We start from the raw sequence: 13,482 nt of genomic DNA, 5'->3' as shown, positions 1-13,482 counted from the left end.
GCGCCGAAAGGCTTGGCGTGGGCTGATGTTGCCCGTCGTCCGGCCTCGAACAAAGTCGGGTCCAAAGGAACACGTCATGGCGCGCAAGAAGATCGCACTTATTGGTTCGGGAATGATTGGTGGAACGCTGGCGCATCTTGCCGGCCTGAAGGAACTCGGCGACATCGTCCTGTTCGACATTGCCGATGGCGTGCCGCAGGGCAAGGGCCTCGACATCGCCCAGTCCTCGCCCGTCGAAGGCTTCAACGCCAGCCTGACCGGCGCCAGCGACTACGCTGCCATCGAAGGCGCTGATGTCTGCATCGTCACCGCCGGTGTTGCCCGCAAGCCGGGCATGAGCCGCGACGACCTGCTCGGCATCAACCTCAAGGTCATGGAACAGGTCGGCGCCGGCATCAAGAAGTATGCCCCGAACGCCTTCGTCATCTGCATCACCAATCCGCTCGACGCCATGGTCTGGGCGCTGCAGAAGTTCTCCGGCCTGCCGAAGAACATGGTCGTCGGCATGGCTGGCGTGCTCGACTCCGCCCGCTTCCGTCTGTTCCTGTCCCAGGAATTCAACGTGTCCGTCCAGGACGTCACCGCCTTCGTTCTCGGCGGCCATGGCGACACGATGGTGCCGCTCGCCCGCTACTCCACGATCGCCGGCATTCCGCTCACCGACCTTGTCACCATGGGCTGGGTCACCAAGGAGCGCCTGGAAGAGATCATCCAGCGCACCCGTGACGGCGGCGCCGAAATCGTCGGCCTGCTAAAGACCGGTTCGGCCTATTACGCCCCGGCCGCTTCCGCCATCGAGATGGCCGAATCCTACCTCAAGGACAAGAAGCGCGTTCTGCCCTGCGCCGCCTATCTCTCAGGCCAGTACGGCGTCAACGACATGTATGTCGGCGTTCCCACGATCATCGGTGCCGGCGGTGTCGAGCGCATCATCGAGATCAACCTTAACAAGTCCGAGGAAGAGGCCTTCCAGAAGTCGGTCGGCGCCGTTCAGGGCCTGTGCGACGCCTGCGTCAACATTGCCCCGGCGCTGAAGTAAGCCTCCTCCGCTTTCAAGCAGGAATGAACCGATGAACATTCATGAATATCAGGCCAAGGCTCTTCTGAAGGGCTATGGCGCACCGGTTGCGCAGGGCGTGGCCATTCTCAAGGTCGAGGAAGCGGAAGCTGCTGCAAAGCAGCTTCCGGGTCCGCTCTACGTCGTCAAGAGCCAGATCCATGCCGGCGGTCGCGGCAAGGGCAAGTTCAAGGAACTCGGCCCCGACGCCAAGGGTGGCGTTCGCCTGGCGAAGTCGATCGAGGAAGTCGTGGCACACGCCAAGGACATGCTCGGCAACACGCTGGTGACCGCCCAGACGGGCGAAGCCGGCAAGCAGGTCAACCGCCTCTACATTGAAGACGGCGCCGACATTGCCCGCGAACTCTATTGCTCGCTGCTGGTCGACCGTTCGGTCGGCAAGGTGGCCTTCGTGGTCTCCACCGAAGGCGGCATGGACATCGAGGCTGTCGCCCACGACACGCCGGAGAAGATCCACACGATCGCCATCGACCCGGAAGCCGGCGTGACCGCCGATGACGTTGCCAAGATCTCTTCGGCCCTGGCGCTCGAAGGCGCGGCCGTCGAAGATGCCAAGGCGCTCTTCCCGGCGCTTTACAAGGCCTTCAACGAGAAGGACATGGCCCTTCTCGAGGTGAACCCGCTGATCGTCATGAAGGACGGACACCTGCGCGTGCTCGACGCCAAGATGTCGTTTGACGGCAATGCCCTGTTCCGCCACGACGATGTCAAGGCGCTGCGCGACGAGACCGAGGAAGACGCCAAGGAAATCGAGGCCTCCAAGTGGGATCTCGCCTATGTCGCGCTCGACGGCAATATCGGCTGCATGGTCAATGGTGCCGGTCTCGCCATGGCGACGATGGACATCATCAAGCTCTACGGCAAGGAGCCGGCAAACTTCTGCGACGTCGGCGGTGGTGCCGGCAAGGAGAAGGTTGCGGCCGCCTTCAAGATCATCACGGCTGACCCGAAGGTCGAGGGCATCCTCGTCAACATCTTCGGCGGCATTATGAAGTGCGACGTCATCGCCGAAGGCGTTGTCGCTGCCGTTCAGGAAGTCGGCCTCAAGGTTCCGCTCGTTGTCCGTCTCGAAGGCACCAATGTCGAGCTTGGCAAGAAGATCCTGAACGAATCGGGTCTGGCGATTACGGCGGCCGATGATCTGGACGATGCGGCGAAGAAGATCGTCGCGGCGATCAACGGCTAATTGAAGGACCTGATTTCATGTCGATTCTCGTCAACAAGAACACCAAGGTCCTGGTTCAGGGCCTGACCGGCAAGACCGGCACCTTCCACACCGAACAGGCGCTTGCCTATTACGGCACGCAGATGGTCGGCGGTATCCATCCGAAGAAGGGTGGCGAAAACTGGACCGGCTCGAAGGGGGAGACCCTGCCGATCTTCGCGACCGTCGCGGAAGCCAAGGAAAAGACCGGTGCCGACGCATCGGTGATCTACGTTCCGCCGGCAGGTGCTGCGGATGCGATCATCGAGGCGATCGAAGCCGAGATCCCGTTCATCACCTGCATCACCGAGGGCATCCCGGTCATGGACATGGTGCGGGTGAAGGCCAAGCTCGACAAGTCCAAGTCGCGCCTGCTCGGCCCCAACTGCCCGGGTATCCTGACGCCGGAAGAATGCAAGATCGGCATCATGCCGGGCTCCATCTTCCGCAAGGGCTCGGTCGGCATTGTTTCCCGTTCGGGAACCCTTACCTATGAAGCAGTCTTCCAGACCTCCAACGAAGGCCTCGGCCAGACCACCGCTGTCGGCATCGGCGGCGACCCGGTCAAGGGCACCGAGTTCATCGACGTGCTGGAGATGTTCCTCGCCGACGACGCCACGACCTCGATCATCATGATCGGCGAAATCGGCGGTTCGGCTGAAGAAGATGCGGCGCAGTTCCTCATCGACGAAGCCAAGAAGGGCCGCAAGAAGCCGATGGCCGGCTTCATCGCCGGTCGCACGGCGCCGAAGGGCCGCACCATGGGTCACGCCGGTGCTGTCGTTTCCGGCGGTAAGGGCGATGCGGAATCGAAGATCGCGGCCATGGAAGCCGCCGGCATCCGGGTTTCGCCCTCGCCGGCACGTCTGGGCACCACGCTCGTCGACGTGCTCAAGGGCTGACACAATCGGGCGAGGCGGGCGTGAAAGCGTCCGCTTCGCCATCAATTTGCTTGAAGACGTGGGCACGTGGCCCAGATCGCAAGGATGGCGCAATCGAAGCCATCCAAGAACGATACGGACATAGAAACGACCGGGCCGGACGAACCGGCAGGGACAACAAGTCAGGAGGCGGGCGGCGGCCCGCGGAAACACCATGACACGGCAAGAGGCCAACGAGCAATTCCAGCTGACGTCCTTCCTTGACGGAGCGAACGCCGGCTACATCGAGCAGCTCTATGCGCGCTACCAGGAAGACCCGGGCTCCGTCTCCGGTGAATGGCAATCCTTCTTCCGGGCGCTGCAGGACAATCCGAACGACGTGGTGAAGGCCGCCAAGGGCGCTTCCTGGAAGCGGTCCAACTGGCCGCTGGCGGAAGGCGGCGAACTGGTTTCGGCGCTCGACGGCGATTGGGGCACGGTCGAGAAGACCGTCGAAAAGAAGATCAAGGCCAAGGCCGAGGAAAAGGCCGCCGTTTCCGGCGCCACGGTCAATCCGGCCGATGTGCTGCAGGCGACGCGCGATTCGGTTCGCGCCATCATGATGATCCGCGCCTATCGCGCCCGCGGCCATCTCCATGCCAAGCTCGATCCGCTCGGCATTGCCGCTCCGGTCGAGGACTACCACGAGCTGTCGCCGTCGAATTACGGCTTCACGGATGCCGATCTCGATCGGAAGATCTTCATCGACAACGTGCTCGGCCTCGAATACGCGACCGTTCGCGAGATGGTCGAGATCCTCGAGCGCACCTATTGCTCAACGATCGGCGTCGAGTTCATGCACATCTCGAATCCCGAAGAAAAGTCCTGGATCCAGGAGCGCATCGAGGGGCCGGACAAGGGTGTCGGCTTCACGCCCGAGGGCAAGAAGGCGATCCTGCAGAAGCTGATCGAGGCGGAAGGCTTCGAGCAGTTCATCGACGTCAAGTACAAGGGCACCAAGCGCTTCGGTCTCGACGGCGGCGAAAGCCTGATCCCGGCGCTGGAGCAGATCATCAAGCGCGGCGGCCAGCTGGGCATGAAGGAAATCATCTTCGGCATGGCGCATCGTGGCCGTCTCAACGTTCTCACGAACGTGATGGGCAAGCCGCACCGCGCCGTGTTCCACGAGTTCAAGGGCGGCTCCTACGCCCCTGACGACGTGGAAGGCTCCGGCGACGTGAAGTATCACCTCGGCGCTTCCTCCGACCGCGAATTCGACAGCAACAAGGTTCACCTGTCGCTGACGGCGAACCCCTCGCACCTCGAAATCGTCAATCCGGTCGTGATGGGCAAGGCCCGCGCCAAGCAGGACCAGATGGCGACCGTCTTCGAAGGCGACATCATTCCGCTGCGCGAGCGTTCCAAGGTGCTGCCATTGCTGCTGCACGGCGATGCGGCCTTCGCGGGCCAGGGCGTCGTTGCTGAAATCCTCGGCCTGTCCGGCCTTCGCGGTCACCGCGTGGCCGGCACGATGCACGTCATCATCAACAACCAGATCGGCTTCACGACGAACCCGGCCTTCTCGCGCTCCTCGCCCTATCCGTCCGATGTGGCGAAGATGATCGAGGCGCCGATCTTCCACGTCAACGGCGACGATCCGGAAGCGGTGGTCTATGCGGTGAAGGTTGCGACCGAATTCCGCATGAAGTTCCACAAGCCTGTCGTCATCGACATGTTCTGCTACCGCCGCTTCGGCCACAATGAAGGCGATGAGCCGGCGTTCACGCAGCCGAAGATGTACAAGGTGATCCGCGCCCACAAGCCGGTCGCCCAGATCTATGGCGAGCGTCTGATTGCCGAAGGCCTGATCTCCGAAGGTGACTTCGAGAAGATGAAGGCCGACTGGCGCGCCCATCTGGAGCAGGAATTCGACGCCGGCCAGTCCTACAAGCCGAACAAGGCCGACTGGCTGGACGGCGCATGGTCCGGTCTTCGCGTTGCCGACAACCAGGACGAACAGCGTCGCGGCAAGACCTCCGTGCCGATGAAGCAGCTGAAGGAAATCGGCCGCAAGCTGTCCACCATTCCGGAAGGCTTCCGCGCCCACCGGACCATCCAGCGCTTCATGGAAAACCGCGCGCAGATGGTGGAGACCGGCGAGGGCATCGACTGGGCCATGGCGGAAGCCTTTGCCTTCGGTACGCTCTGCGTCGAGGGCCACAAGATCCGCCTGTCGGGCCAGGACTGCGAGCGCGGCACCTTCTCGCAGCGCCATTCGGTTCTCTACGATCAGGAGACCGAGGATCGCTACATTCCGCTGGCCAACCTCTCGCCGACCCAGGCTCGCTACGAGGTCATCAATTCGATGCTCTCGGAAGAGGCCGTGCTCGGCTTCGAATACGGCTACTCGCTGGCGCGTCCGAATGCGCTGACGCTGTGGGAAGCCCAGTTCGGCGACTTCGCCAATGGTGCACAGGTCGTCTTCGACCAGTTCATCTCGTCGGGCGAGCGCAAGTGGCTGCGCATGTCCGGCCTCGTCTGCCTGCTGCCGCACGGCTATGAAGGGCAGGGGCCCGAGCACTCCTCGGCACGCCTCGAGCGCTTCCTCCAGCTCTGCGCCGAAGACAACATGCAGGTCGCCAACGTCACGACGCCGGCCAACTACTTCCACATCCTGCGCCGGCAGGTGAAGCGCGATTTCCGCAAGCCGCTCGTCCTGATGACGCCGAAGTCGCTGCTGCGCCACAAGCGTGCGGTCTCCTCGCTGTCGGAAATGGCCGGCGAGACCTCGTTCCACCGTCTGCTGTGGGACGATGCGGAGGTCATCAAGGACGGCCCGATCAAGCTGCAGAAGGACGCCAAGATCCGCCGCGTCGTGCTGTGCACCGGCAAGGTTTATTATGACCTGCTGGAAGAGCGCGAGAAGCGGGGCATCGACGATGTCTACCTGCTGCGCGTCGAGCAGCTCTATCCGTTCCCGGCCAAGGCGCTCATCAACGAGCTCTCGCGCTTCCGCCATGCGGAGATGGTCTGGTGCCAGGAAGAGCCCAAGAACATGGGTGCCTGGGCCTTCATCGACCCCTATCTCGAATGGGTGCTGGCGCATATCGATGCGAAGTATCAGCGCGTTCGCTACACCGGCCGTCCCGCCGCCGCCTCGCCGGCAACGGGCCTGATGTCGAAGCATCTCGCACAGCTCGCGGCTTTCCTGGAAGACGCACTCGGCGGTTGAGGGAGGGGGCGTTTTCGCCCCTTCCAGCGATCGAAAGCCTGAAACAGACACTGACAAACGGACGAAGAAACCATGTCTACAGAAATCCGCGTGCCCACCCTGGGCGAATCCGTCAGCGAGGCCACCGTCGGCACCTGGTTCAAGAAGGTCGGCGATGTCGTAAAGGCCGACGAGCCGATCGTCGAGCTGGAAACCGACAAGGTGACCATCGAGGTTCCCGCGCCGGCTGCCGGCGTACTGACCGAAATCGTGGCTGCGGCCGGCGAAACGGTCGGCCTCGGCGCCCTGCTCGGCCAGATCTCCGCCGGTGCCGCCGGTGAACAGGCCGCCTCGCAGCCGGCTGCCGGCCCGACGCCCGTCGAACAGCGCGAGACGCCCGCCGAGCCGAAGAAGGATGCCGCGGCCGCCGCCGTTTCCGCCTCGCCGGCCGCTTCCAAGCTTCTGTCGGAAAACAACCTGTCGGCCTCCGATGTCGACGGTTCGGGCAAGCGCGGCCAGGTGATGAAGGGCGACGTGCTCGCCGCTGTCGCCCGTGGTGCCACCGCTGCGGCTCCGGCCGCGAGCGTCGAGCCCGTCAAGGCCGCCCGCGCCCCGTCGCCGGCCGAGGATGCGCCGCGCGAAGAGCGCGTGAAGATGACGCGCCTGCGCCAGACGATCGCCAAGCGCCTCAAGGACGCCCAGAACACGGCGGCGATGCTGACCACCTACAACGAGGTGGACATGTCGGCGGTCATGAGCCTGCGCAACAAGTACAAGGACATCTTTGAAAAGAAGCATGGCGTGAAGCTCGGCTTCATGGGCTTCTTCACCAAGGCCGTCACGCATGCGCTGAAGGAACTGCCGGCCGTCAACGCCGAGATCGACGGCACCGACATCATCTACAAGAACTTCTGCCATGTCGGCGTTGCCGTCGGCACGGACAAGGGTCTCGTCGTTCCGGTCGTGCGCGATGCCGACCAGATGTCAATTGCCGAGATCGAGAAGGAAATCGGGCGCCTGGGCAAGGCTGCCCGCGATGGCCAGCTTTCCATGGCCGACATGCAGGGCGGCACCTTCACCATCTCCAACGGCGGCGTCTACGGCTCGCTGATGTCCTCGCCGATCCTCAATGCGCCGCAGTCGGGCATTCTCGGCATGCACAAGATCCAGGAGCGCCCGGTCGTCGTCGGCGGCCAGATCGTCATCCGTCCGATGATGTATCTCGCGCTGTCCTACGATCACCGGATCGTTGACGGCAAGGAAGCCGTAACGTTCCTCGTGCGCGTCAAGGACAGCCTGGAAGATCCGGAACGCCTGGTTCTGGATCTCTGAAGCACGTCCAGCAAAAGTGCGTTAGCGGTTTTGCGTCCGGACTGCGGAAAACAATGGATAGGGCATTTCAGGTGATCTGGCTTTCACCGGAAATGCTCTAAAAGGAGAACCTATGATGGACGGCGCGACGCTCGCCTACTCGCCTTTCGTGCTGCTGCTCGCCTGGAGCGTGGTGCTTCTCGTCGTCCACATCATGCTGCAGGGGCACTTGGCCACGCGCGAACTCGGCTCCAAGTGGAATGCCGGCCCGCGCGACGACGAGAAGAAGCCGAAGGGCGCCCTCGCGGGTCGCGCCGAACGCGCCTCTGCCAATTTCCGCGAAACCTATCCGGCCTTCGTCGCACTTGCGGCGGCGGCCGGTCTCATGGGGATCACCAGCGGCTGGGCGCTGATCGGCGCCTATGTCTGGTTCGCCTGCCGTATCGTCTATATCCCGCTTTATCTGGCCGGCGTTCCCTATGTGCGCTCGCTGGTCTGGCTTGGGGCGATGGCGGGCCTGCTGGCGATGTTCATCGCCATCGTTTTCGCCTAGACTCCGGATCCCGATCCCCGGCCGAAGCGCCCGACCGCTCTACAGGAACCCGACACCGATGCATCCCTATCTCTTCGAACTCGCATCGCTGATGGCGGTCTTCTCCTTTGCCATCGTCGTTCCGGGCGCCGATCTCGCCATGGTCATCCGCCAGTCGATGGTGGCGGGCCGCCGCGAGGCGATCCTGACATCCTTCGGTATCGGCACGGCGCTGATGTTCCATGTCAGCTACACGATCCTCGGTCTCGGGCTGATCATTTCCCAGTCGATCCTCGTCTTCAACATCATCAAGTGGTGTGGCGTCGCCTATCTCGTCTATATCGGCATCCAGTCGCTGCGCGCCGGGCGCATCGATCTTGCCAAGGCTGGAGAGGCGGTCGGCGAGAAGAAGCGGCAGTCGGCCCTGACGGCGTTCGGTCTCGGCTTCATGGCCAATGCACTCAACCCGAAGCCGGTCTTCTTCTTCCTGTCGATCTTCTCGACGGTGGTTGCCCATGACACGCCCGGTGTCGTCAAGTTCGGCTACGGTCTCGTCATGGCCTCGGCGCTGATCGTCTGGTTCGTCGGCGTCTCCTTCTTTCTCACCACGCCGTCGATGCGCTCTGCCTTCCAGCGGGCCTCCGGCGCCATCAACAAGGTCAGCGGCCTCGTCTTCATCGGCTTCGGCCTGAAGCTCGCCGCCACGGCGCAGACGCGCTGACCGGCAGGCTTTCGCGGATGGACAATGCGCCACCGCCGGCTCCGCAGGGGCCACACAACAGCAAGGGCGCCCGGGCGAGGTTCCGTCGCGCTGAAACGGGTTTGAGAGGAATGTCCCATGTCTTATGATGTCGTTGTCATCGGTTCGGGCCCCGGCGGCTATGTCTGCGCGATCAAGGCGGCCCAGCTCGGCCTCAAGGTCGCCGTGGTCGAGAAGCGCGCCACCTATGGCGGCACCTGCCTCAACATCGGCTGCATTCCCTCCAAGGCGCTGCTGCATGCGTCGGAAGTCTTCCACCACGTCGCCCATGGCGCGGCCGATCTCGGCGTCGAGGTTCCGGCACCGGTGCTGAACCTCGAGAAGATGATGGCCCACAAGGACGCGACGGTGAAGTCGAACGTCGAGGGCGTCGCCTACCTCTTCAAGAAGAACAAGATCGACGGCGTGCAGGGCTGGGGCCGCATCCTCTCGGCCGGCAAGGTGGCCGTGAAGAACGATGCCGGCGAAGAGACCGTGCTGGAAACCAAGTCGATCGTGATTGCGACCGGCTCCGACGTCGCCGGCATTCCCGGCGTTCCCGTCGAGATCGACGAGGAGGTCATCGTCTCCTCCACGGGCGGCATCGCGCTGAAGAAGGTGCCGGAGCAGATGATCGTGGTCGGCGGCGGCGTCATCGGTCTCGAGCTCGGCTCGGTCTGGTCGCGCCTCGGCGCCAAGGTGACGGTCGTCGAATATCTCGACACGATCCTCGGCGGCATGGATGGCGAGGTTTCCAAGCAGTTCCAGCGCATGCTGGCCAAGCAGGGCATGGACTTCAAGCTCGGCGCCAAGGTGACGGGCGTCGCCCGCACGGAGAGCGGCGCGAGCGTGACCTTCGAGCCCGTCAAGGGCGGCGAGGCCGTCACGCTCCCTGCCGACGTCGTGCTGATCGCCACGGGTCGCAAGCCCTACACCGAAGGCCTTGGCCTTGTGGAAGCCGGCGTGGCGCTCGACAATCGCGGCCGCGTCGAGATCGACGGTCACTATGCCACCAACGTGCCGGGCATCTACGCCATTGGTGACGTGGTGAAGGGCCCGATGCTGGCCCACAAGGCGGAAGACGAGGGTGTGGCGCTTGCCGAAATCCTCGCCGGACAGCATGGCCATGTGAATTACGATGTCATTCCGGGTGTGGTCTACACCCAGCCGGAAGTCGCCTCCGTCGGCAAGACCGAGGAAGAGCTGAAGGCTGCCGGCGTGAACTACAAGGCCGGCAAGTTCCCCTTCACGGCCAATGGCCGCGCCCGCGCCATGCAGGCAACGGACGGCTTCGTGAAGGTGCTGGCAGATGCCGAGACCGACCGCGTGCTCGGCGTGCACATCATCGCCTTCGGTGCCGGCGAGATGATCCACGAGGCTGCCGTGCTGATGGAGTTCGGCGGTTCCTCCGAAGATCTCGCCCGCACCTGCCACGCACATCCGACCATGTCCGAAGCCGTCAAGGAAGCCGCGCTTTCCACCTTCTTCAAGCCGCTGCACATGTAACAGCTTGCGGCCGTTTGGCGCGGGGCTTTCAGCGCCGTGTCAGGCTGACATGAAACCTTCACGAGAACCCCGCTTGCCCCGCAGGCGGGGTTCTGTATTGTTTGCTGAATTTAAGCCCTTGAAAAGGTGAAGAAATGTCTCCACTTCGCTATTCCGTGCCACAACGTGTCCTGCACTGGGGCATGGCGCTGCTGATTTTCTTCAATCTGATCTTTTCCGATGGGATGGAGCATTGGAATCGTCTCGTTCGTCGCGGCGAGACGGTGACGCCCGATGACATTGCTTCGGCCAATATCCATGCCTATGTCGGCATTGCGATCCTGGCGCTGGCTGCCGTGCGCATCATCCTGCGCCTCGTGCAGGGTGCGCCGGAACCGCCGGCGGAGGAGCCGGCTCTTCTTCGGCTTGCGGCGAAGGCCACGCATGGCCTTCTCTATCTGCTGCTGTTTGCCATGCCGCTGGGGGGCATCGCCGCCTATTACTTCGGCGTCGAGGTGGCCGGCGAACTGCATGGCGGTGTCATGAAGCTTCTGCTGTGGCTGCTGATCGTCGCCCATGTCGGCGGTGCGCTGGTCCATCAGTTCTACTGGAAGACCAATGTGCTGGCCCGCATGACGCACGGGCGTGTGTCCTGAGGCCGAGAACGACGAGCGCCCGCCGGAATATGGCGGGCGAACAACGCATCGACTTCGGCCTTGATGGAACGGCGGTCAGGCGTCTCAGTTGACGGCGGTGAGGGTGTAGCCGTCCTTGCGCAACAATTCGACAAGACCTTCCGCGCCCGGCAGGTGCAAGGCGCCGACGGCCATGAAGACGTTGCCCTGGGCAAGGATCGGCGCACCGCGCTCCGCCATCACGTGGTTGCGGTCGATGATGATGCGCTGTTCGAAATCGGTGCTGTCGGTATCGTCCTTGCCCGTCGCCGCCTTGGCGGCGGCCTTCATCATCGGCATGACCATGCCGGTTTCGCCTGCAAGGTAGAGATCGGTCATCGTCACCATGACGTCATCGATCGTCTTGCCGAGCGCCAGCGTCTCGATCAGCGCCTTCAGGTGAAATTCGATCGGCAGGTCATCCATGGCGGAGAGCTGTTCCACCAGCGTTTCCAGCCCTTTCAACTGCTTGCCGTCCCGCACCGCGTCCTGTGCGATCTTCATGTCGAGGAAGGCGGCACCCTTGCCCTTGCGGGCGAGCTCGCAGGCCGGCAACGCGACATAGCTGGCGATCAGCCAGGGCTTCATGCGCGTGAGCAACGGCAATGGCAGGCCACGCGCCTGGAGCTCGGCAGCCAGCGTCTTTTCTTCGGCGTCGTCGAGGTAATCGGTAATCGCCTTTCCCTGTGGGAGCATGGTGAGCTCCGGGCGCGCCAGCAGCGCCGCGGCGGCCTTCTGCTGGTCGAGGATTTCATCCGATTCCACGATGACCGTTTTCGAGGCAGCGAAGGCTTGCGTCGCCCCCTTCGGCATCTGAATGACCCTGGGATCGGTGACATGCATGGTGCCGAGCAGATAGGAGGCGGGAATGCCCGGTTTCTCGATCTTCCAGAAAATGCCCTTGCCGTTCGGGATGGCGGCCGCCTCCTTCTCGACGGTGGCGAAGACATCCGGATAGGTCGCACGCCACTCCGCCATCAGGTCTCGGCCGCTGCACGCCTCTTCGGCGCGGGCCGAGCCGACGGCGGTCAGCGTGGCGAGAAGGCAGGCGAGCAGCAGGAGCGGCAGCAGAAAGGCGGCCCGCACCATGAGATCGACAAGCCTGTCGAGGGGCTGGCTGCGCCCGGCCGGCGCGGGTGAAAAAGTCGTCTTCATGTCCGTCTCCGATGCCCCTTGCAGGCGGTGCGCGGCTCACCGCGCATGGGTATGGCGTCGCGCTTCTGATGCGCAGCGACCGGATCGCGCGTCAGCCTAGCGGTGCGGCGTCACGGATTGCTTAATGAACCCGGTCAAATCGCAACCTTGCCCCCTCATCCGTGAACACCGGCTTCAGGCCCGCGGATGGGCGCGATCGTAGATGTCGAGCAGGCGGGCCGAATCGACGCCGGTGTAGATCTGCGTGGTCGAGAGGCTGGCATGGCCGAGCAACTCCTGGATCGTGCGCAGATCGCCGCCGCCGGCCAGAAGGTGGGTGGCGAAGGAGTGCCGCAGCGCATGCGGCGTGGCGCTGTCGGGCAGGCCCAGCGCGCCGCGCAGCCTTTGCATCTCCCGCTGGATGATCGCCGGCTGCAGCGGGCCCCCGCGCGCGCCACGAAACAGGGGCTCGGCAGGGGCGAGGCGATAGGGGCAAATGGCCTGATAGGCGCCAACAGCGTCCACGGCAGCGGCCAGCAACGGCACGATGCGGGTCTTGCCGCCCTTGCCGGCGATGCGCAAGGCGGTGGGCTCTCCGGCAAAATCGGCAGGTGTCAGGCCGAGCGCCTCGGAAATGCGCAGGCCGCAGCCATAAAGCAGGGTCAGGACGGCGGCGTCGCGGGCGGCGATCCAGGGCTCTTCGTGAAGCTGGGCCTCGCTTGCGACCACCTTCAGGGCCTGCCCGTCGGTCAGCGGCTTGGGCAGGGAGCGGGGCTGCTTCGGCGTGCGCACGGCGCCGGCACCGGCGGCATTCACCATGCCCTTGCGCTCGAGATAGCGCAGGAAGGAGCGGATGCCGGCAAGGCCGCGGCCCAGCGTGCGCGCGGAGGCGCCGTCCCGGCGGCGGGCGGCGAGAAAAGCGCGCAGATCGAGCGGTTTCAGTTCCCTGAGGTCGGCAAGCCGGGCCGGACCACCCATATGGGTGGTGAGGAAGGTGAGGAACTGGCGCGTGTCGCGCTCGTAGGCCTCGACCGAATTGCCGGACAGCCGCCGTTCGCCGGCAAGGGTTGCCAGCCAGCGCTGGCGCTCTTCCGCAAGCTCGGGACTGGCAAAGATCAGGGGTGCATCCATGGCAGGTCGCTTCAATCCTTTTGAGCGCACAGTCTGCCGTGATCCGGCTTAGGAAATTGTTAAGGCTCGCCTTTGTGCGTGATTGCGGCAAGGCGGTTTTCTTTTGCCGCCGCCGAAGGCATG

At 63.8% G+C, this 13,482-nt stretch carries 11 protein-coding genes; 9 read left to right on the top strand and 2 right to left on the bottom strand.

Annotated elements, in window-relative coordinates; genetic code table 11:
• Positions 1 to 76: 76 nt before the first annotated feature.
• From mdh to ACED18_RS16600, 9 genes are all read left to right on the top strand, one after another.
• Positions 77 to 1,039 carry a malate dehydrogenase gene (gene mdh / locus ACED18_RS16640; protein WP_377294278.1) on the top strand — a complete coding sequence of 321 codons (963 nt, stop codon included), beginning with the start codon at positions 77 to 79 and terminating at the stop codon, positions 1,037 to 1,039.
• Between the two features lie 31 nt (positions 1,040 to 1,070).
• Positions 1,071 to 2,264 (top strand): ADP-forming succinate--CoA ligase subunit beta, encoded by a 1,194-nt coding sequence (sucC, locus tag ACED18_RS16635; protein WP_377294276.1) that lies wholly within the window; start codon positions 1,071 to 1,073, stop codon positions 2,262 to 2,264.
• Positions 2,265 to 2,281: 17 nt separating this feature from the next.
• On the top strand, positions 2,282 to 3,184 hold the full coding sequence (sucD, locus tag ACED18_RS16630) for a succinate--CoA ligase subunit alpha (protein ID WP_377294274.1): 903 nt from the start codon (positions 2,282 to 2,284) through the stop codon (positions 3,182 to 3,184).
• 193 nt (positions 3,185 to 3,377) lie between these two features.
• Complete coding sequence (locus ACED18_RS16625) at positions 3,378 to 6,374, top strand: 2-oxoglutarate dehydrogenase E1 component (RefSeq protein WP_377294272.1); 2,997 nt, start codon at positions 3,378 to 3,380, stop codon at positions 6,372 to 6,374.
• Positions 6,375 to 6,446: 72 nt separating this feature from the next.
• A complete protein-coding gene (odhB, locus tag ACED18_RS16620) occupies positions 6,447 to 7,685 on the top strand; it encodes a 2-oxoglutarate dehydrogenase complex dihydrolipoyllysine-residue succinyltransferase (RefSeq protein WP_377294270.1) in 1,239 nt (412 codons plus the stop codon).
• A gap of 115 nt (positions 7,686 to 7,800) precedes the next feature.
• Positions 7,801 to 8,217 carry an MAPEG family protein gene (locus tag ACED18_RS16615; protein ID WP_377294546.1) on the top strand — a complete coding sequence of 139 codons (417 nt, stop codon included), beginning with the start codon at positions 7,801 to 7,803 and terminating at the stop codon, positions 8,215 to 8,217.
• A 58-nt stretch (positions 8,218 to 8,275) separates the two neighbouring features.
• Positions 8,276 to 8,917 carry a LysE family transporter gene (locus ACED18_RS16610; RefSeq protein ID WP_377294268.1) on the top strand — a complete coding sequence of 214 codons (642 nt, stop codon included), beginning with the start codon at positions 8,276 to 8,278 and terminating at the stop codon, positions 8,915 to 8,917.
• A 117-nt stretch (positions 8,918 to 9,034) separates the two neighbouring features.
• Positions 9,035 to 10,441 carry a dihydrolipoyl dehydrogenase gene (lpdA, locus tag ACED18_RS16605; RefSeq protein WP_377294266.1) on the top strand — a complete coding sequence of 469 codons (1,407 nt, stop codon included), beginning with the start codon at positions 9,035 to 9,037 and terminating at the stop codon, positions 10,439 to 10,441.
• Between the two features lie 134 nt (positions 10,442 to 10,575).
• The gene (locus ACED18_RS16600) at positions 10,576 to 11,076 is read left to right on the top strand and encodes a cytochrome b (RefSeq protein WP_377294264.1); all 501 of its coding nucleotides are present in this window, start codon (positions 10,576 to 10,578) and stop codon (positions 11,074 to 11,076) included.
• 84 nt (positions 11,077 to 11,160) lie between these two features.
• Here the strand turns inward: ACED18_RS16600 and ACED18_RS16595 are convergent, their stop codons facing one another.
• Both ACED18_RS16595 and ACED18_RS16590 read right to left on the bottom strand, forming a co-directional pair.
• On the bottom strand, positions 11,161 to 12,183 hold the full coding sequence (locus tag ACED18_RS16595; RefSeq protein ID WP_377294544.1) for a TraB/GumN family protein: 1,023 nt from the start codon (positions 12,181 to 12,183) through the stop codon (positions 11,161 to 11,163).
• Between the two features lie 240 nt (positions 12,184 to 12,423).
• The gene (locus ACED18_RS16590) at positions 12,424 to 13,359 is read right to left on the bottom strand and encodes a tyrosine recombinase XerC (protein ID WP_377294262.1); all 936 of its coding nucleotides are present in this window, start codon (positions 13,357 to 13,359) and stop codon (positions 12,424 to 12,426) included.
• Between the last annotated feature and the right edge of the window lie 123 nt (positions 13,360 to 13,482).

It is taken from the genome of Rhizobium sp. SG2393 (genome assembly GCF_042610495.1).
Lineage (GTDB): Bacteria > Pseudomonadota > Alphaproteobacteria > Rhizobiales > Rhizobiaceae > RU20A.
The sequence above is the reverse complement of the archived record's forward strand: the minus strand, read 5'-3'. Positions and strand labels throughout refer to the sequence as shown.